This is a genomic window from Bacillus sp. MMSF_3328 (assembly GCF_030733525.1).
Lineage (GTDB): Bacteria > Bacillota > Bacilli > Bacillales > Cytobacillaceae > Bacillus_AB > Bacillus_AB infantis.
Map to the genome: position 1 here is coordinate 66060 of NZ_JASHIV010000002.1, position 25812 is coordinate 91871.

31 protein-coding genes and 2 riboswitches are annotated in these 25812 nt (G+C 44.2%); of the genes, 14 read left to right on the forward strand and 17 right to left on the reverse strand.

The window, feature by feature from the left end; translation table 11 throughout:
- Position 1: 1 nt before the first annotated feature.
- On the reverse strand, positions 2-169 hold the full coding sequence (locus RBB45_RS03810) for a Fur-regulated basic protein FbpA (protein WP_084520832.1): 168 nt from the start codon (positions 167-169) through the stop codon (positions 2-4).
- A gap of 67 nt (positions 170-236) precedes the next feature.
- Positions 237-341, reverse strand: a riboswitch (SAM riboswitch).
- Positions 342-708: 367 nt separating this feature from the next.
- On the opposite strand from RBB45_RS03810, the gene RBB45_RS03815 reads away from it, so the two are divergent.
- The 3 genes from RBB45_RS03815 to RBB45_RS03825 all read left to right on the forward strand — a co-directional run bounded on the left by RBB45_RS03815 (position 709) and on the right by RBB45_RS03825 (position 4010).
- A complete protein-coding gene (locus tag RBB45_RS03815) occupies positions 709-1635 on the forward strand; it encodes a DMT family transporter (RefSeq protein ID WP_094769495.1) in 927 nt (308 codons plus the stop codon).
- Between the two features lie 108 nt (positions 1636-1743).
- Positions 1744-3483 carry an AAA family ATPase gene (locus tag RBB45_RS03820; protein WP_009793688.1) on the forward strand — a complete coding sequence of 580 codons (1740 nt, stop codon included), beginning with the start codon at positions 1744-1746 and terminating at the stop codon, positions 3481-3483.
- A gap of 236 nt (positions 3484-3719) precedes the next feature.
- Positions 3720-4010, forward strand: a complete 291-nt coding sequence (locus RBB45_RS03825) for a hypothetical protein (RefSeq protein WP_253616995.1) — start codon at positions 3720-3722, stop codon at positions 4008-4010.
- A 44-nt stretch (positions 4011-4054) separates the two neighbouring features.
- Here the strand turns inward: RBB45_RS03825 and def are convergent, their stop codons facing one another.
- Positions 4055-4633 carry a peptide deformylase gene (def, locus tag RBB45_RS03830; protein ID WP_009793686.1) on the reverse strand — a complete coding sequence of 193 codons (579 nt, stop codon included), beginning with the start codon at positions 4631-4633 and terminating at the stop codon, positions 4055-4057.
- A gap of 122 nt (positions 4634-4755) precedes the next feature.
- On the opposite strand from def, the gene RBB45_RS03835 reads away from it, so the two are divergent.
- Entirely contained in the window at positions 4756-5679 is a 924-nt protein-coding gene (locus RBB45_RS03835; protein ID WP_306009116.1) for a histidine kinase dimerization/phospho-acceptor domain-containing protein, read from the forward strand.
- A 46-nt stretch (positions 5680-5725) separates the two neighbouring features.
- A complete protein-coding gene (locus RBB45_RS03840; RefSeq protein WP_306009117.1) occupies positions 5726-6025 on the forward strand; it encodes an ATP-binding protein in 300 nt (99 codons plus the stop codon).
- 36 nt (positions 6026-6061) lie between these two features.
- Here RBB45_RS03840 and RBB45_RS03845 read toward each other — a convergent pair whose 3' ends face one another.
- The gene (locus RBB45_RS03845) at positions 6062-6472 is read right to left on the reverse strand and encodes a hypothetical protein (RefSeq protein WP_240684124.1); all 411 of its coding nucleotides are present in this window, start codon (positions 6470-6472) and stop codon (positions 6062-6064) included.
- A gap of 285 nt (positions 6473-6757) precedes the next feature.
- Here RBB45_RS03845 and RBB45_RS03850 point away from each other — a divergent pair, with 285 nt between their 5' ends.
- Positions 6758-7402 (forward strand): SDR family oxidoreductase, encoded by a 645-nt coding sequence (locus RBB45_RS03850; RefSeq protein WP_009793683.1) that lies wholly within the window; start codon positions 6758-6760, stop codon positions 7400-7402.
- Positions 7403-7779: 377 nt separating this feature from the next.
- Here the strand turns inward: RBB45_RS03850 and queE are convergent, their stop codons facing one another.
- From queE to queC, 3 genes are read right to left on the reverse strand one after another with little or no spacing between them, the layout of a single operon-like run.
- Positions 7780-8505 carry a 7-carboxy-7-deazaguanine synthase QueE gene (gene queE / locus RBB45_RS03855; RefSeq protein ID WP_009793682.1) on the reverse strand — a complete coding sequence of 242 codons (726 nt, stop codon included), beginning with the start codon at positions 8503-8505 and terminating at the stop codon, positions 7780-7782.
- Positions 8498-8971: a 6-carboxytetrahydropterin synthase QueD gene (queD, locus tag RBB45_RS03860; RefSeq protein WP_101547809.1), complete on the reverse strand. Its 474-nt coding sequence runs from the start codon at positions 8969-8971 to the stop codon at positions 8498-8500. The genes queE and queD overlap by 8 nt, the downstream gene beginning before the upstream one ends.
- Before the next feature lies 1 nt (position 8972).
- Positions 8973-9629, reverse strand: coding sequence for a 7-cyano-7-deazaguanine synthase QueC (queC, locus tag RBB45_RS03865; RefSeq protein ID WP_101547810.1), 657 nt, complete (start codon positions 9627-9629; stop codon positions 8973-8975).
- A gap of 50 nt (positions 9630-9679) precedes the next feature.
- Positions 9680-9722, reverse strand: a riboswitch (PreQ1 riboswitch).
- A 643-nt stretch (positions 9723-10365) separates the two neighbouring features.
- Here queC and RBB45_RS03870 point away from each other — a divergent pair.
- Positions 10366-11151 carry an HAD family hydrolase gene (locus RBB45_RS03870; RefSeq protein WP_101547811.1) on the forward strand — a complete coding sequence of 262 codons (786 nt, stop codon included), beginning with the start codon at positions 10366-10368 and terminating at the stop codon, positions 11149-11151.
- A 14-nt stretch (positions 11152-11165) separates the two neighbouring features.
- On the opposite strand, the gene RBB45_RS03875 is transcribed toward RBB45_RS03870, so the two are convergent.
- The 6 genes from RBB45_RS03875 to RBB45_RS03900 form a co-directional block, all read right to left on the reverse strand.
- Positions 11166-11777 (reverse strand): lysophospholipid acyltransferase family protein, encoded by a 612-nt coding sequence (locus tag RBB45_RS03875; RefSeq protein ID WP_035402537.1) that lies wholly within the window; start codon positions 11775-11777, stop codon positions 11166-11168.
- A gap of 115 nt (positions 11778-11892) precedes the next feature.
- Positions 11893-12615 (reverse strand): CBS domain-containing protein, encoded by a 723-nt coding sequence (locus RBB45_RS03880; protein ID WP_022543894.1) that lies wholly within the window; start codon positions 12613-12615, stop codon positions 11893-11895.
- Positions 12616-12741: 126 nt separating this feature from the next.
- Positions 12742-13665, reverse strand: coding sequence for a class F sortase (locus RBB45_RS03885; RefSeq protein ID WP_306009118.1), 924 nt, complete (start codon positions 13663-13665; stop codon positions 12742-12744).
- Positions 13666-13737: 72 nt separating this feature from the next.
- A complete protein-coding gene (locus RBB45_RS03890) occupies positions 13738-15081 on the reverse strand; it encodes a copper amine oxidase (protein WP_306009119.1) in 1344 nt (447 codons plus the stop codon).
- A gap of 237 nt (positions 15082-15318) precedes the next feature.
- Positions 15319-16050 carry an anti-sigma factor gene (locus RBB45_RS03895; RefSeq protein WP_306009120.1) on the reverse strand — a complete coding sequence of 244 codons (732 nt, stop codon included), beginning with the start codon at positions 16048-16050 and terminating at the stop codon, positions 15319-15321.
- Positions 16047-16607, reverse strand: coding sequence for an RNA polymerase sigma factor (locus RBB45_RS03900; protein ID WP_009793671.1), 561 nt, complete (start codon positions 16605-16607; stop codon positions 16047-16049). Before RBB45_RS03900 ends, RBB45_RS03895 begins: the two co-directional genes overlap by 4 nt.
- 602 nt (positions 16608-17209) lie before the next feature.
- On the opposite strand from RBB45_RS03900, the gene RBB45_RS03905 reads away from it, so the two are divergent.
- The gene (locus RBB45_RS03905) at positions 17210-18055 is read left to right on the forward strand and encodes a YitT family protein (RefSeq protein ID WP_371931556.1); all 846 of its coding nucleotides are present in this window, start codon (positions 17210-17212) and stop codon (positions 18053-18055) included.
- Between the two features lie 110 nt (positions 18056-18165).
- Positions 18166-18933 (forward strand): CPBP family intramembrane glutamic endopeptidase, encoded by a 768-nt coding sequence (locus tag RBB45_RS03910; protein WP_306009122.1) that lies wholly within the window; start codon positions 18166-18168, stop codon positions 18931-18933.
- Positions 18934-18990: 57 nt separating this feature from the next.
- On the opposite strand, the gene RBB45_RS03915 is transcribed toward RBB45_RS03910, so the two are convergent.
- On the reverse strand, positions 18991-19245 hold the full coding sequence (locus RBB45_RS03915; RefSeq protein ID WP_306009123.1) for a hypothetical protein: 255 nt from the start codon (positions 19243-19245) through the stop codon (positions 18991-18993).
- A 100-nt stretch (positions 19246-19345) separates the two neighbouring features.
- Between RBB45_RS03915 and RBB45_RS03920 the strand changes: the two genes are divergently transcribed.
- Together RBB45_RS03920 and RBB45_RS03925 are read left to right on the forward strand one after the other, a co-directional pair.
- Positions 19346-19795: a GNAT family N-acetyltransferase gene (locus tag RBB45_RS03920; protein WP_253617003.1), complete on the forward strand. Its 450-nt coding sequence runs from the start codon at positions 19346-19348 to the stop codon at positions 19793-19795.
- Positions 19796-19874: 79 nt separating this feature from the next.
- Complete coding sequence (locus RBB45_RS03925; protein WP_009793666.1) at positions 19875-20297, forward strand: organic hydroperoxide resistance protein; 423 nt, start codon at positions 19875-19877, stop codon at positions 20295-20297.
- 44 nt (positions 20298-20341) lie between these two features.
- Here RBB45_RS03925 and map read toward each other — a convergent pair whose 3' ends face one another.
- Positions 20342-21088: a type I methionyl aminopeptidase gene (map, locus tag RBB45_RS03930; RefSeq protein ID WP_009793665.1), complete on the reverse strand. Its 747-nt coding sequence runs from the start codon at positions 21086-21088 to the stop codon at positions 20342-20344.
- A 469-nt stretch (positions 21089-21557) separates the two neighbouring features.
- Here map and RBB45_RS03935 point away from each other — a divergent pair, with 469 nt between their 5' ends.
- Positions 21558-21773, forward strand: coding sequence for a hypothetical protein (locus tag RBB45_RS03935; RefSeq protein ID WP_009793663.1), 216 nt, complete (start codon positions 21558-21560; stop codon positions 21771-21773).
- Positions 21774-21917: 144 nt separating this feature from the next.
- Here the strand turns inward: RBB45_RS03935 and RBB45_RS03940 are convergent, their stop codons facing one another.
- On the reverse strand, positions 21918-22241 hold the full coding sequence (locus tag RBB45_RS03940; RefSeq protein ID WP_009793662.1) for a winged helix-turn-helix transcriptional regulator: 324 nt from the start codon (positions 22239-22241) through the stop codon (positions 21918-21920).
- Positions 22242-22387: 146 nt separating this feature from the next.
- On the opposite strand from RBB45_RS03940, the gene RBB45_RS03945 reads away from it, so the two are divergent.
- Positions 22388-23239 (forward strand): VOC family protein, encoded by an 852-nt coding sequence (locus RBB45_RS03945; protein WP_101547816.1) that lies wholly within the window; start codon positions 22388-22390, stop codon positions 23237-23239.
- Positions 23240-23323: 84 nt separating this feature from the next.
- Positions 23324-23740, forward strand: a complete 417-nt coding sequence (locus tag RBB45_RS03950; protein WP_009793660.1) for a VOC family protein — start codon at positions 23324-23326, stop codon at positions 23738-23740.
- A gap of 50 nt (positions 23741-23790) precedes the next feature.
- On the opposite strand, the gene RBB45_RS03955 is transcribed toward RBB45_RS03950, so the two are convergent.
- Both RBB45_RS03955 and RBB45_RS03960 read right to left on the reverse strand, forming a co-directional pair.
- Complete coding sequence (locus tag RBB45_RS03955; protein ID WP_129612774.1) at positions 23791-24642, reverse strand: SDR family oxidoreductase; 852 nt, start codon at positions 24640-24642, stop codon at positions 23791-23793.
- Positions 24643-24725: 83 nt separating this feature from the next.
- Positions 24726-25544, reverse strand: coding sequence for a squalene/phytoene synthase family protein (locus RBB45_RS03960; protein ID WP_035402531.1), 819 nt, complete (start codon positions 25542-25544; stop codon positions 24726-24728).
- Positions 25545-25812: the final 268 nt, after the last annotated feature.

Sequence of the window (25812 nt, forward strand, 5' to 3'; positions counted from 1 at the left end):
TCTATTCATTAATATGTGATCTGTTTTCCTGATAAAGTTTTAACAGTTCTTCGTACGGCACCTGAAATAGCTGGCGGCCTTCTTGTTTGTATATACCCATGGACAGCAGCTCTGAAATCAGCTGGTCCTTTTTCTCTTCTTCTTTTATCATTATAGTTTCTTCCTTCATTAAAAAAGCCCCTTCTGACCGGTGGCCCGGAAGCAGAAGAGGCTTTATGCGCGTATGGCTGCCGCTTCTCTCATCTTCCAAGCTTCCGCTTGTTGGATTTGGCACAGTTCTCGCAAGGAGTCTGCTGCCGAGGCTTCATAGGGCCAATTCCCTCCGCCTCTCTGGATAAGAGTATTCCTATAAGTTTTGTTGGAATTAAATATACGCTACTTTCTTTTGATTGTCAAGATGTACTGCTGCAATTTCCTGTTCAGCTTTTTATTCAGCTGATATAGCCAATAGGTTTCCTGTCCGAAAGTGAAATGCAAATCACAGGTCCCGATTTTAACGGCATGAGTGTATATATAATGCCCCCTCTGGAACATCGGAAACCAGAAGAACTCTTTTTCAGTTACATCCATATGGAGTCTAAACCCTTGGATGAAGTCATCATATTCAAAGGCAAATCTCTTGAAGCGAAAGCAACAGTCTATCACTTCTTTCAGTCTATTTTCTATTCTTCTTGAATAAGAATAATAGAAGGTATATGGGAGGTGGGAATGATGCAGGGCAATCGCATTCTATCTTTATGGTACGCCCTTCTGGCAATTGCGTTCTGGGGTGTTTCATTTGTTTCAGTCAAATGGCTGGTATATTATTTGGCACCGGGTGCCCTGGTTTCCTTAAGATTTATGATTGCTGCCATCTTCCTGGGCTGCCTTCTCACAATATTCAAAGAATCCTTTTACATAAAAAAAGAGCATTTCGCCCATGTTTTTATTCTTTCGGTACTTGGGGTGTTCATCCATCAAATGGTACAAGCTTCTGCCATGCTCACCCTGGATGCCTCTGCTGCCGGGTGGATGATCTCTTTCACACCTGTTTTTACTAGTTTGCTTTCCTTCCTTTTCTTATCTGAAAAGCTTTCGCTCCTTAAAATTGGGGGAATGATGATTGCCGTTACAGGGGTTCTGGTTATCTCTGCAGAAAATTCAGGGGGTACGCTTCAATTCAGTCCTGGTCTTGGTTATTTCCTCCTGCTTTTCAGTACCTTTAATTGGGCTGTTTATTCGATTTTGTCCAAGAAATTTGCACTTCCCTATTCTTCTCTTGCTGTCACCTTTTGGACAAGCCTGATAGGCTGTTTGGCGACTCTGCCATTCCTTTTGAGAAATCGGGGGTATGAATTACTGTATACCCTCCCTTTGGACGGGTGGCTGCACCTGCTGTTTCTAGGCATTTTTGTATCGGCCCTGGGCTACTGGTACTGGGGAAGGGCGCTTGAGGTGCTCGAAGCGACACAGGTTTCGGTCATGATGTATTTGGAACCGCTGTTTACACTGCTGGCAGCAATCCTTATTCTCGGGGAAAAAATCCCATTATACAGCAGCATCGGCGGAGTTCTGATCATCATGGGAGTGTCGGCTGTTAACAAGCCGGTACTCGGCTTCCTTATGAAAAAGCTTTTTAAATACCCTGTAAAATAGAATTTAAAACCCTTTACCAAAAATTACATGTTTTTTCCCTTGCATAAATCTATACAGTCCGAACAAGTTTTCCTATAATGGAGATAGATTCATTTAGGAGGGAAATTGTTGAAATCCACTTTCAAAAAAATTTCGAAACCTGTCCCCCTTATTTCATTGGCCATTCTAATTGCTGCTGCTGCGCTGTGGTTCAGCCTATCCGGCAGCAAAGAAGTTACCATTCCCTTTTCTTCCATAGAAAATATCATTCAGGATCATCCTAGTGAAACTGTCCTATTAAAAGAAATGAAAAATGGCACTCTCCATTTGACCGCAGGTACAGCTGAGTATGTGTCACAGGTGCCTCCAAACAGCCAAATGGTTGCTAAACTGATTGAAAATTACAATATCCAGTACAGCTATTCTTCCGCAAATCCATTTACATTCTGGATTTTGGGTGGAACACTGATCCTTTTTGCAGGGATTGGCCTTTACCTTCATAAATCCGGCAAAGGAATATCCACCGCCAATTCGATGAAAAACAGCGCCAGCAAGGCAAAGCCCCTTCCTTCCATCACAATGGATGATATTGGCGGCCTTCAGGATGAAATGAAGGAGGAAATCCTCCAGACACTTTCCATCATTAAAGACAGGGAAGCATCAATCCAGCTTGGTGTGAAGCCGCCAAAGGGAATCCTGCTTTATGGACCTCCGGGTACAGGCAAGACGCTGCTTGCCCAGGCGATTGCCAAGGAAATCGGCGCTTCATTCTTTTCAACCAGCGGATCTTCTTTTAATGAAATGTTCGTCGGCGTAGGCGCCTCAAGGGTCCGAAGCTTATTCCAGAACGCCAGAAAGCACTCACCTGCAGTTGTCTTCATTGATGAAGTCGATGCCCTTGCAGGCAAGCGGAAGCAGCATGGCGGGGACGAAAGCGAGAAAACATTGACTGAGCTGCTTGTCCAGCTTGACGGCGGCCATTCAAATGACGGCATCCTGTTCATCGCTGCTACAAACCGCAAGGATATGCTGGATGATGCATTCCTCCGTCCAGGCAGGATTGACTTCTCTTTCCTAGTTCCGCTTCCGGATACAAAAGGAAGGCAGGAAATCATCAGCATTCACACAAAAGGCAAGCTTCTGGCAGAAGATGTAGCAGCTTCCCTGCCTGCACTGGCAGAAAGCACTTCCGGCTTCTCAGGGGCTGACATCAGCTCTCTCTTTGAGACAGCCAGCAGAAGGGCCATCCGGAACGGGAAAGAAAAAATAGATAAAGAAGACCTTGATTTTGCCATTGACCGGACGGTGCTTGGAAGCACAACACGCCCGCTTCAGGACCCCGAGACTAAAAAGAGGGTTGCCATCCATGAAGCCGGACATGCCTTGATTGCCGCCATCACCAAGCCTGGCTCAGTAAGAAAAGCAACAATCATACCACGTGGACAGGCGCTCGGATATGTTGCACCCATACCAAAGGAGCTTCATCTGTCCACCAGCAGTGAGCTGCTTGACCAGGTCAGCATGATTCTTGCTGGCGGAGTTGCAGAAAGGCTGTATCTCGGCGAGCATAGCATCGGTGTCAGCGGCGATGTCCAGCAGGCCAAGCATATACTTGAGCAAATGGTGGAAATCGGCTTATTCCAGGACGGTTTCAACCTGACCTTTGTCAAAGCGGAAAAGGAAGCCAAGATGCAAGAGCTGTTCCAGCAGGCTCTAGCTAAAACAGAAATGCTCATTAAAACGAATGAATATGAATTTGAATGCCTGGTTGCGGCCCTTCTGAAGAAAGAGACACTGGAAGGTGCAGAGGTTCAGGAAATTGTTGGCGAACCATCGAAGCAGCATGAGGCAGAACTTGTGACAGTATAGAATCAGCAGAAAGCAGCCCTCGGCTGCTTTCTTTTTTTTGATAAAAAACGCTTTGCCTATATTCCAGTATAAAGCATTGAAGAACAGCCATACTAGCGGTGTAGGAATTGCAAAGGTTTATCAGAAAAAATAGAGGCTCCTGCCGGGTACAGTCCCTATAAGCCATGCCTCATTCGTTCATTGATGAAGAATAAGTTGATGCTGTTTCTATTTAGAGTCTGAAAGGAGAATTCAATATGAAAGAACAATTAGAGCACATTAAACAGCTGCTGGAGGAAAATTTTGATCATCCTGAGTCACTGGATCTGGATTCGTGCATCCAAGAACTTGAAGCACTACAAGAAACAGCCGGGAATAAAAAGATTATGATCCAGGATCTCATCAACAGTCTGACCCATGCCCGAAACAGCAGTAAAGAGCTTCTGAATGAAGGGACCCCTTCCTCATCAGCAGCCTTCGGCCAGGCGTACCGGGCAGTTGAACAGGCCATCTCTTCGGTTTCTTTCACAGATAACGACCCATATTAAAAAAAAGGAGCGTTTCCGCTCCTTTTTTGCTGTTTTTCTCCATCTTAAAACAATTCAGCAGCTGATGCACCTGCAGGCAGCTCGAATGGATTTTCTTTGTTGATGCGGTCATAAAACATGATGCCGTTCAGATGGTCAATTTCATGCTGGACGATGACAGACGCAATCCCTTTTAGGCGCATCTCTACCTGCTCCCCTTTTTCATCGGAATATTTGATCTTGATTCTTTCATAGCGGGGAACATAGCCTTTAACCTCCCTGTCAACAGAGAGGCAGCCCTCACCCTCCGGAAGATAAACCATTGCAGCAGAGTGGCTGATGATTTTAGGGTTAAAGACCCTCAGCTCTTTTACTTCCCCTTTTTCATCCCTGAAGAAGGCAGCAAACATTCTCTTATCCTCCCCTATCTGGTTGGCTGAAAGGCCGACTCCGGGCCTGAGCTGATATTTGTAGGCCAATTCAGGATCCTGGCTGTTTTTTAGATATTCCATCATCATCTCCATGATAACATGGTCTTCCTGATTGAGAGGGACCGCCACTTCAGCTGTTTTTTGCCGAAGTATAGGATCTCCTTCTCTGACAATGTCTTTCATTCTAATCATTTTTCTGTCCTGGCTGTCCATAACTACCATTCCTTTGTTTTTTGTAATGTGTAAAGTCCTCTGCAGGCTCTTTAAAATGCCGTCTATCCATTTTCAAAATATTTGCTATAATGTTTTTGACAGGACTTTAAGTGTGGAGGCTGATGAAGTTGCGGGAGTTTGCTGAAAATCTATTTCTTCATTTTTTTATCATGATGATCATCCCGCTTATGCACAATGTTAGCATAAAGCATGAAAAAAGAGCATGGGTCATGTTTTTTGCTGCTGCTGCCTCCCTGGTGCTGACACTGGCATTTCCTGTGAGAATGTCCAATGGCCTTGAATTTGATATGAAGTTCATACCTGTATTTTTTTGTTTTTTCTATCTTGGACCTGTCGGAGGGTATTTGTCAATCGCGGCCCTTCTGATTCTCATGGCCCTTTTTAATATAGATAATCTTTATGTAACTCTCATAAATTATTTTATTATATCAATACCGATGCTGTTTATCCGGAAAAAATATCAGAAGATCAACATCCTTGGTAAAACCTTGGTTGCTTTTGCTTTTTACTTTTTAATCACGTTTACCAGGCTGATATATTTCCTGCAGACTGGCCATATTCAGCATGCAGTGAACCTTGCCCTTTTCTTTCTTTTATCATTTATAAGCCTTTGTGCTGCCATTTATATTATGGAAATGTACAGATTGCACTCAGAAATGGCTGAGAAACTACAAACAGCAGACAAATCCAATGCGATCAGCCAGCTTGCAGCCTCTGTTGCCCATGAAATCAGAAATCCCATGACGACAATCAGAGGATTTCTGCAGCTTATGAAGGAAGAGCAAAACCTGACGGACGGCCAGCGGTCATATGTAGCAACTTCACTTGAAGAGCTTGACAGGGCGAATCATATTATTTCAGATTTCCTTTCGCTCGCAAAACCTTCGATATCCTCAAAGGAAAAGCTGCCGGTAACAGATCTAGTGAGGGAAATTTCCGAATTCATCAGGCCTTTTGCCCTTTTATCCCAATCAGAAATCAGATGTCGTACCCAGGATGATTTATATATATGGCAATGCAAATGAATTTAAGCAGCTGATGATCAATCTTATAAAAAATGGGGTAGAATCAATGCCTGACGGAGGTTCTATCATTGTGACCGCAGAGCAGGATCAGAAGGAAGTTTCCGTAAAAATAAAAGATGAGGGCTCAGGTCTTTCACCTGGACAGCTCAAACAGCTGGGCAGCCCCTATTATTCAACTAAAACGAAAGGCACTGGCCTGGGGCTGCTTATTTCATTTGATATCATCAAACGGCTTGACGGGCATTACGAAATCATCAGCGAAAAGAATAAAGGGACTGAATTTATACTGATTTTCCCTGCACCTGAAAGAGAATCCAGCGGACAGCATCCAAATCAGCCATTGTAACCAAAGGAATACTGCCCAATAAGGCAGCGTTCCTTTTTATATAAGCAGTGCGTCCTCAAACGGAGCAAAAAAGACTCCTTTTGGCCCCAGCATATCTGTTTCTGAATCTCTTTTTTCTCCTTTTACCTCATATTCACCTTCAGGGAAATAATCGAACATTCCGCTCGATTTATGAAGCTCTATAAAACAGTCATGAAGCTCACACATTAATGTCTGGTATTCTTTATTGTCTAAGGGGTCTCCGTATTCATCCAGCTTAAAATTGGCCTTTATCAGCTCTTCAAATTCCAGATTGCCTGAAGAAGCTACATACAGGTCTACATCGCTGCAGTCTATGCAGAGCAGCATCGGGTCGTCCTTGATGTCCAAATACGCTTTTTCCACCATCTTTAACAGCATATCCTCTATTTCATCTGCATTTATAAGTGTTTTGGCTGTTTGCAGCATGAATATTACACCTCCAAAACCGAAACCATCCAATAGTACATGAGGTTTCGTCTGGGTTCTATTATAACAAATCGCACCCAATAAGTCGTCTTTCGAGCTGATGCGCCATAAAACGCCAGCATGCTTATTTTTTCGGTAAGAAAAAGGGCAGGCGTGTCAGATTATGCGCTTTCCCAAGAAATATTTCTTATTTCCTGTTAGGGGATATGCTGCAGGCGGAATGTTTTGGGTCTATCAGGGTAGATTGTTATTATACAAATGTGTACTTGGAAAGGAGAATGTAACATGAAAATTCTGATTGTTGGAGCAAATGGGCAAATAGGCAGACATCTGATTGAGAAACTGGCAGAAACTGAACATAAGTCAGTTGCCATGGTTCGTAAAGAAGAGCAGGAAAGCGAATTGAGAGAACTCGGTGCCGATGAAGTGGTCATTGGTGACTTGGAAAAAGACTTCTCGCACGCTTTCGAAGGAGTGGACAGTGTTATATTCACTGCGGGTTCCGGCGGGCACACAGGTGCGGATAAGACCATACTCATAGACCTTTGGGGTGCAATCAAGACGATTGATCAGGCGAAAGAGCATAATATCAGCCGCTTTCTTCTTGTCAGCAGCATGAATGCGGACACTCCTGATACAGGGATAGAATCCATGAAGCATTATTTTGTGGCTAAGAAACTTGCTGACGATCATCTGCGTTCATCAGGGCTGGATTATACAATCGTACGTCCGGGCGGACTTCTTAATGAGCCTGCGACGGGGAAAATTCTGCTGGAAGAAAAGATCAAGGAATTCAGCTCAAGGGAGATCACCCGTGAAGATGTCGCTGCGGTCCTGGCAGAAGCGGTTGACCTTGAGAATACCTATAAGAAAACATTTGAAATCCTGAACGGGGAAACACCGATTAAGGAAGCATTGAAGCAGGTATAAGGAAGAAAGCCAAAAGCAGGGTTGCTGCTTTTGGCTTTTTATATTTGTGTGAGATAGGATTTAGAAAAAGAATCTTTAGACTTTATCAATACTCCACATTGGAATGATATAGGTCGTTGAAGATAAGATACCTGGTAAAAAAAGCCAGTGTAGTCTGCTTCTATTTTGGTTTACCAGTAATAGGGGTGTTGATTTCCGTTCCAGGCACTTCGCTTTCCGCGGGGCGGCGCTGAGCCCTCTTCGCTCCGCTCATGCGGGGTCTCAGCCTTGCCGCTATCTCCCGCAGGAGTCTACGTGCCTTGCACTGCCATCAACTGTTCTCTGTTATTTTTTCTCAATACTTCTAGCCGATTACGGCTGTACTATAACCGCACCAATCATACCCCTCTCATATTCCCCCACACAAATGTATGCAGCTGGGGCAGAACCCTGACTTCTTTCATTTCTTCTTCAAGCATTGCTTTTTCGATCAGCCAGCTGTATTTCTTCAGCTGCTGGCTCAGGAATTCGTCATTATTTGCAGCAGACAAATGTTCGTTGCCTGCCTGCAGGTAAAGTGGAATTCCTGGATATCGCTTCATTACCTTTTTGCTGTATTCAAAATCATTCTCGTCAAAAATAACCACCTTCAAGCTCACCTGGTGTGTAAAGCGATCTGCCAGTCTTTCAAAAATATCATCAAGAATTTCGAAGTCTGTTATCATGCCAGAGCTTGGCGGCTTTGGCGAGATTGTCAGCTGATCTATGGAATAGAACCAGTCCTGCCAGCGGCTGCCCTGTGTTTCCAGACAGAGTTGAATATTTTCTTTTTTTAACAGGCTAATCAGTTTGTCGAGATTTTTAAGGAGGGCAGGATTGCCGCCGGAAATCGTGACGAATGAGAAGCCTTCCCCGCCGATTGCCTTAAGTTCATTCCAGATTTCTTCTGCATCCATCTGTCTGATCAGCTCCTTGCCTGTTCCATCCCAAGTGAAGGAAGAATCACACCACGAGCATGAATAGTCGCACCCGGCGGTCCTGACGAACATTGTCTTCTGGCCGATGACCATCCCCTCACCCTGGATGGTAGGCCCGAAAATCTCCATGACTGGAATCTTACTCATTCTCCATCCACTCCCTCCTCGCCTCTGCATAACTGGTCGGAGTTTCAAACAATCTCACGAATTCGACCTTTGCATCCTGCTGCGGCGAGTAATCCTTTAGGCAGGCAGACATTTGCTCATAAATCCAGACAACCATATTTTCAGCTGTGGTGTTCATCGGAGGAAGTGTTTCATTCAGATATTTATGGTCAAGGTGGACTTCAATTTGTTTTTTCCATATTTCTTTAATATCTCCAAAGTCTATCAAAAGGCCAATTTCATCCACATACCCGCTGATTCCGAAGATGACCTTGTAGGTATGCCCGTGAAGGTTTTTACATTTGCCTTCATAGCAATGGAGATGATGGGCAGCATCAAAAGTGAATTCCTTGCTTACTAATACTCTTTTTCTATGATATCTTAGCTGGTTTTGCTTTATATCTTCATTTATCTTCTGAAGCTTGTCGACGATCCGGAAGCCATACATATCAGACTCCCTGCCTTTCAGCAAGATAGTCTTCCAATCCGCGCTTGCGCAGCCTGCAGGCAGGACATTCCCCGCAGCCGTCAGCGATAACACCCTCATAGCAAGTCAGAGTCTGCTTTCTTACATATTCAAGCGCCCCCAGCTCGTCAGCCAGCTTCCATGTTTCCGACTTATTCAGCCACATGAGCGGTGTGTGAATGACAAATTGGCTATCCATTGAAAGATTCAATGTGACATTAAGCGATTTAACAAACTGGTCGCGGCAGTCGGGATAGCCGCTGAAATCTGTTTCGCATACGCCTGTAATGATATGCTTCGCTGCAACCTGGCTGGCAAGCACCCCTGCAAAAGATAAAAACAGCAGGTTCCGGCCTGGGACGAAGGTTGAAGGAAGCTCCCCCTCCTTCTCCTCTACCTTGATATCCTTCCTTGTCAAAGCATTAGGAGCCAGCTGATTTAAAAGGCTCATGTCAAGGACATGATGCTGGATAGCTAGGTCAGCGGCAATTTTTCTGGCGCATTCGAGCTCGGCAATATGCCTTTGGCCGTAATCAAAGGTGACTGCCTCCACCTCTTTGAAGTTCTTCTTAGCCCAAAAAAGGCAGGTCGTGCTGTCCTGGCCGCCGCTGAAGACGACGATTGCTTTTTCGTTTTTCATGGTTTGATCTCCTTTAACAGAAAAACAGCACCACTAAGAAAGCGGTGCTGTTTTCCTTAGTTTTTTTGAGAGGGTAGCTAGAACCTCTACCGTTTCAAGAACGGATTTTTATGCAGTTGTCGAAAATGACAGGTTTTATTCTACCATAAATATATGAGTCTATAAAAGATTGATTCTCTTTTTCTTAATAAAAATGTTTGATGCATGAGACACGTGGTATATAAATAATGCAAGCCAAAATATTAAAGGAGGGACTGGAAGCGATGGATCGCAGAACAGCGACTTCAAAATTGGTATTTGGCGCTGCACAAGAGGAAACTTTTACAGACAGGTCAATTGGGACACTTGTCCTGAATCGATATACGTAAACATCGATTCGGCTTTGATGTCTGGTTTCCATGATCCTTTTTCTCGTTAATGGCTATTACGAAGCTGTCTTTGCCTTTTAATCCCCATCCTCCGTGACATGGAGGCAAGGCCAAAACTAATCAGGAGGGACTGGTATCGATGATTCGGTTAACAGCGACTTCTCGTTTATCGTTTGGCATTGAGAGAAAGATCAATTTTGCTTACCGGTCAAAGGGTCCGCAGTTCTATGGCCGCTATATGATAATACGGTAAGGAGCAGAAAGCGCCGGCAGAATCCGGCGCTTTTTGTTTTATGCCGGAAAAATGGATTTCTCCCCTTTTTTGTGCTAGAATCCCCTTTAAATAACCAGCCGCAAGGAGTATTGACATGACAGCTTATCAAATTATTTTTTTGGATATTGACGGCACCATTCTTCGTCCTGATGATACCATACAGGAATCGACCAGGCATGCAGTCGCACAGGCAAAAGAAAAAGGCATCGAAGTGTTCCTTGCCACCGGCAGGCCATTGCATGAAATAGCAGAAATCGGAAAAGAGCTGAACATTTCCTCTTTTATCGGATATAATGGGGCCTTTGCCGTCCACAAAGGCAAAACGGTCCTGGATAAGCCGATGGACCGGCCAGTGATTGAAGAGTATTTGCAGACGGCAATAGAGTATAATCATCAAGCAGTGCTTTATTCGAGTGAACAAAACTTATTGACCGACAAAGATGCCGGTAAAATGAAAGACTTCCTTGCCAAGTTCCATCTTAACAAAAACGCACTGATCAAGCCTGAGCACTTCGATCAGATTCTTGGAATGACAGTCCTCTCTCTTAAAGAAGGAGAACAGCATCTTTATGAAAGGAATGGAATTCACCTTTCCCAGGTTAATGTAGATGGAATGCGCGACTGTTATGACGTGATCCGCGATACAGTCAATAAAGGTTATGCCCTGGAGGTCGTCATGAAAGAGCTTGGCATCCCCCGGGAGGCCTCGATTGCTTTTGGCGACGGAATGAATGATAAAGAAATGCTGAAATATGCCGGTGTAGGAATCGCAATGGGCAATTCACATCCTGACCTGTTGGAGTATGCAGACAAAAAGACGACCACAGTGTCAGATTCCGGCATTTTTAATGGGCTGAAAGAGCTTGGAATAGTAAATTGAATTGCAGCTGGAAACTATTTCCGGCTGCTTATTTTATTGGATTTCAGCTCTTCTTCCAAAGCCAGCATCGTTTCAGAGAGCTGCATCGTAATTTGCGACAGTTCATCTTTATCTTTTTTGCCGCTGCTCAGGTCGATAGGCTGTCCGATTTTAAGCAGGATAGGCTTGCCTGACAGCAGTGCTTTGACGCTTTCAGGTCCATAAAAGGCAGCAGGCACGATCACCGTCTTTGCCATGCTTGCAATTGTGACAGCCCCCCTTTTCAGGGATGCCTCCTCGCTCGACCTTGTGCCTGATGGAAAAATCCCGACTGTCTTCCCCTTTCTCAGAAGCTGGAGAGGAATCTTCAGTGTGCTTGTGCCAGGGTTTTCCCTATTAACAGGAAAAGCATTGATGCTTGTCAAGAACTTGCCTGCCAAACTCTTTTCAAACAGTTCTTTTTTTGCCATGAAGTGAATCTGCTCCGGGAAAACTCCAGCACCAAGTGCGACTACATCGACCCAGCTCCTGTGTGTACAGGCAATTACATACCCTTTTTCATCCGGCAGATTTTCCTTCCCTTCTATAATGAACTTCCCTCTTGATTTAAAAACTGCATTAGCCAGCCGGGCAAAAAAATTATACATCATGCTGACCCTCCCTTGTTGACAAGATTTATCATTATTTTAACACCAATTATTAGTATCTGGTACTAAATTTTACGAAAATAAAGAACGGGCTATTTAGGAGCCCGTTCTTTCCTCATTCAAATGAATCCACTTCAAGGAGGTCCCAGGAAGTAATGAAGCCTTGCGGTTTTTCATTATATCCGCCATGCTCTGTAACAATGATCCCTTCCAGCTTTTCATTCTTTGCATGATGGTCCTCGAACATATTTTCAATTTCAAAGATATCTAAATCTGCTGGAGCAAAGGCGATTTGATGCTTGAATTTCTTGTTATACAATTCCTTGATTTTCACTTCCTTAAGGCTGACAGTATCCTCAGAGAAATGCTCAGACATCCATTTCACGATTTCTGCTGAAGTAAGGAGCCAGCTGTATTCTTCTTTTTCGTTATAAATTGGGAATTGTGAATGCGAGAAACTATTGATAACCGAAAGCACATCTGAAAGCTTCCCTTCTTCATAAAAATAAAAGACCGGCTTGGCTGCTACCGAGATTGCAGTTTTAGGCTTTTCAAAATAATCGGCAATCTTTTCGATCTTTTCAACTGTTTCCAGATGGGGCTCTGCAATATAATAGCCAAGATCTATTTTTTCATGGACGATTGCGTTTCTCAGCTTGGCGAATTGGAAAAGATCAACCTCGTAACTTCTTACAAGTGAATGGCTTTTCCCCAAATCGACCAGCTTATGAAATTTGTCAGTGCGCGCGTTTTTAACTGATTGCTTCAATGCTTTGTGAATACGATTGAACGCAGCTTCAAAGCGCTCAGACAGGTTTTTCTCTGCTGTTTCTGCCATTATAATCTCTCCCAGGAATAAAATCTTTCGTTCATTTATTCCCTGATTCGCTGAAAAACTAACATCGGAAAAGAAAGTATTGATTTTCCTCATTAATATAATCTCAGCAAATATACTGAATGGATACTATTTTGTGACAATCTCAGATGGTTTAGATTCATTGCCGGATGAGCTGACTGCTGTGATATAGAAGGATGTTGCTTCTTCATTATCAATAACCATGCTCTTTCTTTCATGAGATGAAATACTGGCTGCATGGATGAAGTCTCCATTTTCTGTGCTGCTGTAAATGCGGTATCCTGAAATCTCACCGCTTCTGACTGCATGCCAGGTAAGCAGGCCCCCGCTTATTTTTACATGTTCAGGCGGTGGCGGTACTACCAAGGTTTCTGCTTTGTCTTCCTGTCCTGACTTAAGTACTGTGTAAACAACAAGCCTTTCTTCATGCGTGTTTGTTTTACGATTGTAAGTACCTGTGCACGTTATAAGGTTAAGCCTCCGTTCGTCTGAAGGACCAAACACTTCGCTGATGGGTGCGCGGTCATAAGGATAGCTTTTTAATTGCTGAACCTCAAACGTATAGCTTAGTCCATCCTGTGCTGTTACAATCACTGCATCCCCTTTTACAAGATCTTTTAAATAGAAAAAAACTGCGGGTCCTGCTTTACTGTCTACATGTCCAGCTATGACACTGCTTCCTTTTTCTCCAGGTTTTATTCCCGGTTCGAACCATCCGGCGGATTCGTTGTCATCAGGAACCCCCATTGCGCCATTCTCCAGGACGCCTACCTTGCCGACCGGGGCCTCGATTCCCAGAGAAGGGATTTTTATTGCTGCTGGTTCTATCCCTTTCAAATTCTCTTCTTCCTTGGTTTGAATCTTTATATCTACTGACTGGAATTCGTTTTTAATTTGTGACTTTTTTAGTTCCAGCTCCTGCTTTTGTTTAATTATGGGGGGATCCTCTATATCATTGCTGTCCTTATAGCTAAAGCCTCCGATGATAAAACAGATCAGGCTGCCGGCAAGCAATACGGCTGGTTTTTTCATGGCTTCACCTCTCTGTGTCGCGGTTAAATCAAAACCGGGAAGAGGCCAGCGAACTTCCCAATTTTGCTGCAATTATTTTACTGCTTTTTTTCTAAGAGAAAATACTCCTCCTGCTGCAAGCATCACACCGAGTACACTCCATAAAATTGTGGCTGCATCTGCAGGATTGCTTGCTCCGCCCAAGCCTGTCTTGGGCATAGTTTCCGGCATGGCTGCTTCAGCAAATTTTTCAGGCATTTGTGTAACAATTGCATTTCCCAGTACTTCCCCGATCGTGAACATAGCAGCAAATCCTTCACGGAAAGTTCCTGCTGACTCCTCATAATTGCCGGCTTTATATTGGTCAAAAGCCATGAGGACCTGGTTTTCATGGGCTTTTACAGCCGCTTCAGCGTCAGCTGCAGGAAGATTGCCGTCTGTTGCCGCACCGAGGAATCCGCCGAAATCTTTTGCAAATTGGTCAAGCTGTGCCCTGGCTGCTTCGGCAGCTTCTTTATCTCCTTCAAGCTCTGCTGCTGCAATTTTGCCCTGGGCATTAATGTGGTCAGTCTGCCAAACTTTTTCAAACTGCTGTGCACCAGCTTCACCGTAAATGCTGCCTATGGCCGCCTTGAAGTCTGCAGTGTTGGCATTTTCTGCCCAAGTGATGAAATCATAATCCTCTGACTGAGTATATCCTTTTTCCAATCCCATGACTGCCAATGCAAAGTGTTCGGAAGCGAGGCTATTAAGGGCTGACCTCAAATCGGCCGCTGGCGTGTCAGAAGACAAATTTGCAAACTTTTCCGGCATTTGAGCTGTGATGGCTGATGAAAGTGCTTTGCTGATGGAGAACATATGCTTGTACCCTTTACGGAAGCTTTTGTATGCTTCCTCGTATTCACCCTCAACATAATGATCAAAGGTTTGAATGACTTGGTCTTCGTGGAGGCTGACTGCTTTTGCAGCGGCTTCTGCCGGCAGCTTCCCTTCTGTTGCCTTGCCTAGGAAGGTGGAAAACTCTACAACAAATTCGTCCACTTCTTTTTCTGCTTCCTGTCTGGCAGCTTCATCATTATTCTTAGCTGCTTGCACGAAGGTGTCTGCATAGCCGTTATGTCCCCGGAAAATCCTTTCAAACTCAGCAGCTCCTTCCTCACCGTATATGGAGGCAATTGCCGGTGTCATGTCGAGTGCATTCTGGTCCAGCGCTTTTGTAAGTGCTTCCGCATCCGTGGCACCTTCAAAGGATTTGGTCATGGACGAAACGGCAAGTATATAATGCTCTGATAAAAGCTGATCAAGTGCTGCCCTTAGATCGGCTGCTGGTGTTTTTACCGTTGGGGTCTGTTCTGCGGCAGATCCTGCAGAAGGGAATAAAAGTGAAAGCCCCAGTACAGGAATAATCATTTTTTTCAGGTTTTGTTTCAAATTCATGTGATGCACTCTCCTTTTCATAAGTTATTTTTTTGATTACATCTACTAAACGCAGCGGATTTTCTTTTGGATCACATTATAGAGACATTTTTTAATATTTTCTCAATATGAAAACATGCAGGAAGTTTTTATAGAGCCATTTACACTTCATTTCTATCTAAGAAGCCGGATGCTTCAACCTGCCCACCGGCATATAAAGAAAGCCGGCTCCCTATTCGGAAAGCCGGCCTTTTATTGCTATAATTCAGAGCTTAAGACGATCTGCCCCTCTGGCAGGGAGTTGCCTGCTCTTGGCTCCAATGTCACTGCTATGGTATCCCAGTTTTCACTGCTGCTGTCTGCTGCTTGATAAAAGGCTGTACCTTTACTGGTGCTGTCTGGTACAAATGAACCTGCTGGAACAGGATTGCCGCCATTAATCAGCCACACCTGGTATACCTGTTCTCCTTCAGTCTGTTCTAGCCCTTCTGCATTAACAATGACTTTCAAGCCATTACTCTCCTGTATGAGATAGGCTTCAGCATTGCCGTCGAAGTTTTCCCCAGGCTGCAGGGCAATAGAAGAGATTTTTTCTTCCGCCCTTTGTACAGGCTCTTTCTCAGAGAGCTTTATTACTGCATAGCCATTTCCAATGACAGATAGAAGGAGTGCAGCAGCTAATGCTGGCATCTGCCATTTTCTCTTCTGTTTTGAAGTCAGTCCTGCCGGCTCATCAACTTTGTCTTCCTTAGCTGCTGTCTGCTTTTCTTCATTTTGGAATATTTCTTTAAATATACGGTCTTTCATGCCCTTTGGAGGCTGGACTTCCTCTGAAAGGAAGGGAAGATGGCAGGATAGCATTTTCAAATCCTCCATTTCTGCCCTGCATTCTTCGCAAGTCAGCAGATGCTGTTCGAATGCCTGTTTTTCTTCCTCTGAGAGTGTGCCATTAAAGTAGTCAATTGATAGTTCGCAATAATCTTTGTTCATGCCTTCTCCCTCCCTTCCGCAGCATCAAGAAATTTTCGGAGATTCCTAAGTGCCAGCCTTGCCCTGCTTTTGACAGTTCCAAGTGGAATATTGCAGGATTCAGAAATTTTCTGCTGTGTGAAACCTTTAAAATAAATAAGATCAATAATCCCTTTTTGGTCTTCAGACAGTTTTGAGACTGCACTATGTACCTTCATTCTTTCTTCTTTCCACTCTGTCTGCTCTTCCGCCGAGCTTTCCAGGCTGGCGGCCGGCTGAATTTCGTCAATAGGAACAGGACCCTTCTCCTTTTTCCGGATGATATCAATAGCTGTATTGCGCGCCATTGTAAACAGCCATGAACTGAATTTTCCTTTGTCTTCGGTATAATGTCCCTTGCCTCGCCAGATTTTTAAGAACACTTCTTGAAGGGCTTCCTCTGACAAATCTCTGTCTTCTGTCATTTTATATAAGAAAGAGAATAGGATTTTCTCGTATTTGTCATACAAATCCTCTAGTGCCTGCTTATCTTTACGAAGTATCTTTTCATAAAGCAAGCTGTCATTGCTTCTGCTCATCGTATTCCTCCTTCTTTTCAGGTTAGCTCTATCATTATATCGGAAAGTACTGTGCAGGAAGTAAATCAAATCTGCCCGCTCTATGCAAAAAACGAAAAGAAAAGGAATTTGGATCAGTTAAGATTATATTTTTTTCATATTCATGGCTTCGTCTTAAAAGGGTCATATTTTGTTCATACTTTTACGATACACTGATCTTGTGGCTGCAGGCCGCCTGCTTTTCCCCTTTTTAATATGGCCCTGCCTCTTTATCTTTGCTAACGGATATAGAGGCGGGCAAGCAAATGAATACCTCCCTTATCCTTCTGTTAAGGATTTTCCCGCCCGGCCAAAAAGCCGGGCATTTTTGTTATCAGCCTGAAGGTTAAATAGTGTGAATATTACGCCAATGAGGATATAATAAATACAGGCGATTAGAATACTATTTATTATTCTGCTCAAAGGTTTTAGGATGAACACAATTGAATATACTGTTTAAGATATGAGTGTATAATCCTGCTGCCGGCAGTACAGCCAGCTGCCAGGCAAGAAAAGGAGGGATGCGGGTGACGGAATTGGAAATTGGACAGCAGGCAGTTCTATTGAGAGAATCACACCGGAAAATGACAAAAGGAAAAATTCTCAAACGTGCTCTCCTCATTACGATAGGAGCAATCCTTATGGGAGTCGGGCTGGAGATTTTCCTCGTTCCCAACCAGGTCATTGACGGAGGAATAGTCGGCATTTCAATCATGCTGTCCCATCTTACAGGCGTTAAGCTCGGACTGATCATCTTCCTGCTCAATATCCCCTTTTTCTTTATCGGCTACAAGCAAATCGGAAAAACATTCGCGATTTCCACACTTTATGGTATTTTCATCCTTTCTATTACAACTGCCCTCCTTCATCCAGTGCCTGCTTTCACACAGGATATCCTCCTGGCATCTGTATTTGGGGGAATCGTGCTTGGAATCGGGGTCGGCATTGTCATCCGGTACGGAGGCTCCCTTGATGGAAGTGAGGTTCTCGCCATACTGGCCAATAAGAAACTTCCATTTTCAGTTGGGGAAATTATCATGTTCATCAATCTGTTTATACTTGGAAGTGCAGGGTTTGTCTTTACATGGGACCGGGCTATGTATTCTCTCATTGCTTATTTTGTTGCTTTCAAAACCATTGATATTACAATTACAGGACTGGAAGAATCCAAATCAGTATGGGTCATCAGCGACAACTACAGGCAGATCGGGAATGCCATCAACAGCCGCCTTGGGCGGGGTGTAACTTATCTTTCTGGAGAAGGCGCCTATTCCGGGGATGATAAAAAAGTGATATTTTGTGTCATTAACAGACTGGAAGAAGCAAAGCTGAAAGAAATAGTTGAGGGGCTTGATCCTTCTGCTTTCCTTGCCGTCGGAGACATTGCCGAGGTTCGGGGAGGAAGATTCAAGAAGCAGGATATTCATTGAGGATGTCCCGGACAGGATAGCCTCATTTTTTTGTGGATTTTTAAAAATAAATGAACGAATTCAGTTTTGAACCGTCTTATCTTTGTACTTATAAATTTTAAGAGGTGTTCATGATGACAGAATTCTATATCTTTTGGCTGGCTTCGGTATTTGGAGCCATACTTGTCATTCCTTACCAGACCAAAATATTGCATGGCCGCATCCTGGAAGCGGCAGAAAAGCAGCCGAAAAAGAAGCTGCCTCCCCTCCCGGTGCTTGCACTGATTGGTGCAGTGCAGACTGGAGTCCTCCTGGGGGCAGCCTCATTTACAGGCACCTATCTGGCTCCAAAGACAGATTTGCAATGGCCGCTGCTGGACTATTATTTATATGGCACGAGGATATCTTTTTCAATATGGCCTGTTATGCTGCTTAGTATCCTTGGCGGTGCAGCATCCGCCTTGGCAATCCTGCTGCTGGACCGGATATTCAGCAAAAAGATGCCTCAAGCGGAAGCGGAAACACCGACAAGAAAACAAGCTTTTCTTGCTTCCTTTTACGGCGGAATATCGGAAGAAGTGCTGATGAGGCTGTTTCTGATGACATTGGTTGTCTATATGCTTTCATTCCTGTCCAGTGGAGGCTGGATCTACTGGACTGGAATAATCTTGGCTGCCTTCTTGTTCGGTGCAGGCCATCTTCCGGCAAGCTATCAGATATACGGGAAATCATTCATCGTGACGCTGCGGACTATTCTCCTCAATATGGTGCCCGGCATCCTTTTTGGCTACTTATATTGGAAGTATGGGATTGAAATGGCCATGCTGTCCCATTTTTGTGCAGATATCGTCCTTCATGTCATCCTAGCCCCGCTTGCCGCAAATTCAAGGAAGCAGTAAGGACCAGCGATTCCTGCAGCTGAACACATTTTTAGATATGACAGCGGCAAGATGTATTTAGATTTCTTTAGGCAGTATGTACTCTTCCATCCAATCAGCAGACTTTCCTTCTGCAGTAAATCCTGCCGCATCCCGAAAACTTGGCGGGTACGGCCTGCTTCGAATATGCCCGCAAACATGCTGGAGGACATCTTCATATATAAGGGCATTACATTGCCTGAACCACTGTTCGATCGTTTCATTTCTAAAGCGGCATAATGGATAGCTGCTTTCTATTAACATTAGTATTTTAAAAACTTCTGTTTTTTCCATGCTTTCTCACCTGCTTTCTGCCTGATATCATCTTGGCAAATAATCGTGAAAGCTAAACAGAATTTATAATCATTTATAAACTGAAAAGAAAGGTGATAAGATGGCTGCTATTATAAAAATGCTGGAACAGCCTCCGCTGGACTTGCTGCTGCTGGCAGATCCTTCTGCTGAAGCTGTCAGGGACTATGCAGCTAAAGGAATTTGCTGGGGAGCGTACGAGGGGGAAGATCTGGCAGGAAGCTGCATCCTTCTTCTTACCAGGCCAAAAACAGCAGAGATCATCAATTTGGCCGTATATGAACACGCGCGGAGCCGTGGAATTGGGACACAGCTATTGAAGCATGCGATTAAATATACAGAGTCATCAGGATGCCTTACCCTGGAAATCGGAACAGGGAATTCAAGCTTACAGCAGCTTGGATTATATCAGAAGCATGGATTCCGGATAACAGGAATCGATTTTGATTATTTCACCAGACGTTACCCTGATGAAATCTGTGAAAACGGAATAGTCTGCCGGGACATGATCAGGCTCAGCTTGCACTTTTGACCCTCAATATGTTTCCCCGGTTTCGCTTTTCGTGATTAGGGAACAATATAGTGAGAGAAAATGGACAGGAGTGAGGAACATGGACAAATTGTACACAGCAAAAGCAACGGCTGAGGGCGGACGCAGCGGGAAGGTACGTACTGATGACGGCAATCTTGATTTTAACCTATCCATGCCAAAGTCTTTAGGCGGAAATGGAACAGAAAATGGAACGAATCCTGAGCAGCTTTTCGCAGCCGGCTATGCCTCCTGCTTTGATGGTGCCCTTAATCTAGTAGCCCGGCAGGACCGTAAGAAAATTGAATCAAAGGTAACAGCTGAAGTGACAATCGGGAAAGAAAACGATGGCGGCCTTGCCCTTGCGGTGGTTTTGAATGCGGCAGTCAGCGGCGTATCCCTTGAGGAAGCGAAGGAGCTGACAGAAAAGGCACATGGTGTCTGCCCTTATTCCAGAGCTACAAGAGGCAATATAGAAGTTACTGTAAACACAGAAACCTATTAAGCGTGAAGAATCCCCCGGATGATCCGGGGGATTTTCCTATTCTTCTATAATGTAACAATGACCGGGCCTTCTTTGGTCACTATAAGGGTATGCTCGATTTGAGCGACAAAGCTTTTTTCTTCGGTAACGTAGGTCCATCCATCACCAAGCTCCACTACTTCCTCAGCTGCTGTTGAAATGAACGGCTCAAACGCAATGACCATCCCCTCCCTGAGAAGCCCTGTATCCCATGAATCAAAATAATTAAGGACATGGTCAGGTTTTTCATGCAGTGAACGGCCGATTCCATGGCCAGTCAGGTTCATGATAACTGTAAATCCTTCATTGACAGCTGTCTGATGAACAGCTTTTCCTATTCCGTTCAGCTTTTTTCCCGGCCTGATTTTTTTAAGGCCGGCATCAAATGCCAGCTGGGCTGTCCTGCAAAGCTTTTTCAAGGTGTCATCAGCTTCGTCTCCTGCCACAAAAGAAAGGCCTGTATCCGCAAAATAGCCATTCTTTGATCCCGAGACATCTATATTGACCAGATCACCGTCCTTGATGATGCGGCTGCCCGGTATTCCGTGAGCAACCTCTTCATTTACACTGATGCATGTGTAGCCGGGAAAGTCATATTCTCCCTTTGGACCGGATATGGCCCCGTATTGTTCGAAAAGCCTGCCGGCATGCTCATCAAGCTCTTTTGTAGTAATGCCAGGCACTGTCTTCTCAATCAGTTCATCTCGGATTTTTGCAACAATGCTGCCGATCTCCTTAATTCCATTAATATCTTCTTCAGTTTTCACTATCATCTTTCGTGTTTCCCTTCTCTTTGAAATCTCTATATAAGATTACCACAAATTTTTTCTAATCAAAAACCATTATGAACAAGGTCTATCAGTGCATCAGATTGTTTTGAACTCATTATTGTAAAACTATGGTTAATATGTATTTCAGCAAAGCCAAGATCAAAGAAAAACGGCACCTGTATCAGGCTGCCGCATGTAACCGCATTCAGGAAACTGATATCCTAAAAAGAGGAGCCATGCTGGGTATATAGCTCCTCCTATTAGGGATTATCAAGATTGGGTATCCAATCCCTATCAGCATACTACCTCCTTTTTCGAATTGAGGCAAAAATGAATGTGCTGACAAGTAATTTTTTATGTAAAATACAAAAATCCCTTAACATTTCTAAATATTCTGAATATAATATAGAAAAATAAGGTATAAAAACATGCCGATGCTATAACAATATGTAAAGAAAAGGAGGTGAACAGCATGGGTCTTCTACAATCCTTCCAGGACTGGCTGGCTGCAAGGGAAGAAAACCGGATTGCCGGGATGCGGGCGGTCGACAAATGCCCTGACTGCTTTGGCCGCGGGTTCAATGCGTTCCATGCAAATGAATATGTGTATTATACCAATTCACTAGAATGCCCTGGCTGCAGCGGAAGCGGGCTTTATTCAGCCTGGGAGGAAAACAGGCAGTTTTAGCGGTCTAGCTGAATTTGGGACAGGCATCGATATGCTTGGTCCATGCTTTTCCTCTCTTCTGCTAAAAAATAGAAAACAGCCAATTGCTGAGTTTACTATGATCTATACTCCATTTAATAAAAGCCATGCGGTTAAGCATGGCTTTTATTCGCCCCCGGTTTCCTCTATCCAATTCTGAGACCATTGTTCAATTTCATAGAGTACTGGTTTAAGCGCCTCCCCTTTTTGGGTCAGCGAGTATTCTATCCTGACGGGTTTTTCCGGAAATACCTGCCGATGGACTACACCTTGCTTCTCCAAATCCTTCAGCCGCTCAGACAAAACTCTGCCGCTTATAGAAATAGAAGATTCTATAGTGCAGAATCTTTGCGGCCCTTGTGAAAGCTGATATATGATCAGCCCTGTCCACCTCTGGCTGAGTATGCTCATAGCCTTTTCAAATCTGGGGCAAATCTTTGAAGCGTTCATCTGAATTCACTCCTATAGCTACAGTATACATAAAAAAAAACAATTATAAAATTTTTGCTTTTCGTATGGCATTCTTCTTGACTGAATGAAGTTATTTTCATACACTAACTTACATAAAGTAAGTAGATTACAAAGGAGCTACTATTATGAATTTCCATGAAGCACCACTCACTTATGCTTCCCAAATAACACTCAAGGTCAGTGACCTTGAAAGATCGATTCTTTTTTATAAAGAAATAATCGGGTTAAAAGTGCTGCGGGAGGATACAGGAAGTGCTGAACTTACTGCTGACGGTAAAACAGTTCTGATTGTACTGGTGCAGCCGCCAGCTATAGAACAAAAGTCAGCCAGGTCTGCAGGCCTCTACCATTTCGCCCTCCTGCTCCCGGACCGCCCATCTCTCGCGTCAGCACTGGCACATCTGATCCAGACCGGCTGGCCTTTGCAGGGTGCTTCCGACCATCTTGTCAGTGAAGCGATTTATCTGGCCGACCCTGACGGAAATGGGATTGAGATATACGCGGACCGGCCCACAGAATCCTGGACCTGGGAAGGCGGAATGGTCAGGATGGACACTGCTGCACTGCATGCCGGGGAGCTCCTCGCCATGGAAGAAAAGATGCCTTGGAAAGGAATTCCGGGAGATACCATCATGGGCCATATTCATCTGCATGTGTCGGATCTGAAAGCAGCTGAAGAGTTTTATGTAAAGGGGCTGGGCTTCAATATTGCAGCTGAATACGGCGGGCAGGCTCTCTTTCTTTCCACAGGGAACTATCATCATCATATTGGCATTAACACATGGAATGGGATTGGTGCACCGCCGGCCAGAGAAAATGCTCCAGGTATGAAAGATTTTAAATTGCTCTATCCCGATACAAAATCAATCAGAGCAGCAGCAGAAAGGATCAGGAAGCTGGGCCAAAATGCTGAAATTCAAGGAGAGTTGGTTTTAACTGCAGATCCTTCAGGGAATAGGATTATATTATCACTCTAATTGGGTTAAAAAAATGAAATATTATTGTTAGCCTGCGTTTCTTTTTCACTCAGCTCTTATCCCAGAGATTAGGAGGAAGCTGGAATGATTTATGAAATGATAGCAGAGATTAAAATTCCCGAACTTAATGAAGGAATCGTTTGGTACAGTCCTTTTTTCAATAGAAAACCGGATCTGCTGCGGGATGGCGGCTTTGCAGAATGGTCTGTTGCTCCCGGCTGCGGTTTCAGGCTGGTCCAGGGACAGCCTGATTCAAAGAACAGCCTGCTCCGTTTAGGGGTATACAATCTTGAAACCGAGCTAAAACGCCTGAAGAAAGAAATCGGCATTGAGGTTGACGATCTTCAGATCAAAACCGAGCAAAGCATGCAAACCCGCTGGTGCACCATTAATGATCCCTGGATGAACAAAATTGGGTTATATGAATATTTAAATGAAAAACTCAAAAGCCAAGTGATTTTTTCTATACAGGATGATTGGAATGCTGCAGGTCCAGCTTAGATGTGAAGCTGGGCTGGATATGCAGTTTACATAATACATTTCTAGTCAACTTATTTATTGTTTGCCAGAATTCGCCAGAACAGCCTTTCCCAATTCCGCCATCCTATCCTGTCTTTCAGCTTCAGCGTGAAAGCTGTTCCCTTTCCTACTGGGTACCTCAGCCTTGTATTCTTTCTCCCGGCAATTTTCCCGCACAGCTCGGCCACTTCTGCGGGATCTCCGTATTTTTCAGAGCTTTTATTTAAATAATTTTCAAGCTGTGAATAGTATGCATAATAAGGAGAATCTGGCTGAAGAGACCGACTAGAAACCTTTTTACCTGTTGACCAGATGCCTGTATTGTATGAACCAGGTTCAATGAGAACAACATCAACATTAAAGGGCTTCATTTCAAGTCGGAGGCTTTCAGCCCACCCTTCGACTGCATGTTTGGAGGCGACATAGGGAGACAATCCCGGAAAACCCATTTTTCCGCTGATGCTGCTGATGGTGATGATCCTTCCCCTCTTTTGTTCACGCATATAAGGAAGGACAGCCTGAGTAACAGCAAAAACGCCAAATACATTGGTTTCAAACTGGCTCCTATATTCAGCAAGTTCAACTTCCTCTGCAAACCCTGCACCGGCAAATCCAGCATTATTAACCAGGAGATCAACTGAGCCAAGACCCTCCAGGTAGGTGCGGAACCGGAGAATAGATTCATCTGAAGCTACGTCGAGCTCATGCAAGTTTATCTTATCCACTGCCCCTGCCTTTTCAGCCTGTTTCAGCAGTTCTGCAGAGCTGGACTTGTCCCTCATTGCAGCTGTCACGCTATAGCCCATTTTTGCGAGCTCAATGGAAATTAGAAGCCCGAATCCCCTGGATGCCCCTGTAACAATGGCATTCTTTTTCCCGTTCATTCTCTTTCATCCTTTCCTTCGGTACACTTAGATTAGAGCACAGCAAAAAAAATCCGGCCAGGCCGGCCGGATTTTTTTATTGTCTATTCTGCGACCACTTGTTTGACCGTTGCATTTACACTTTCGCGATTCATCTTTTCCTTGCCTTCTGACAAGGCAGAAAGGGTCCCATGTGCAAGTGCAAGCGGAATCCTGCAGAAATTCAGGATCGGGGCAGACTTGATATCTTTTATATATGCATCTGCAAGTGCAAGATTCCTGCGGGCGTAACTGAACATCTGGTCATTGTCCCAGCCATCGGGATAAAAGCTAACGCCCCGCTCTTTATCTTCGATTTTGTTGCGGAGGATATTGACAGATTGGAGACCGCGGCCAAATGCAATCGCCAGGTCCTTTTTCGTTTCTGTATTATCATGCCATTTCCAAATGTCGGAAAGCATGACGCCGACAAGGCCCGCCACATAAAAGGTATAGTCATCGAGATCTTTTTCGTCCCTGATATTCCAGCCCTTCATCGTCCAGTCAGCCATGCCCTTTGCCATTGTGCTGGTAGAATCAAGAACCTTTTCTTTGATGCTTGCTGGACAAAGCCTGATCCAGTCATACAGGCGCAATGTCACTTCAGGCAGCTTGGATTTATACGGCTTGAAAAGGGATTTCATATCCTCGGCATTTACAGGCTTCTTCAGCAATTCACTGATTGAACGCAAAAGGTGGTCCTTTGACTCCGCTTCAAGTTCGGGATGGTCTTCAATCTCATCTATAGCCCTCATGCATAAATAAGCGGATGAAACGGTTTCCTTCAGGCCCGGGGACAGATAACTGATCGGGATCAAAAAGGTCCGGCTTGTCTCTTTCAGCATTTCATAGGCTTCTTCATGTAGCTTGGCAGTGTCATTCATATCCAATGTTCCCTTCATAATAGAAATATCTATCTTAAATCCTACCATAAAATCATCTTTTTGTTATGTAATAATACTTCCCAATCAAAATATTGGCTGAAAGGCAGGAATTTTATCATACATTCCTGGCTAATACCCCTTTATGCAGGATAGTAACCCACATGTACTATTGAAGGAAACGGGTGGAAAAAGCCCATAAAGTAATGAGCTCTTCCATTTTGGCATAAAGATATTTTAAGCGAAATAGATATCTTGTTAAAACATTTAA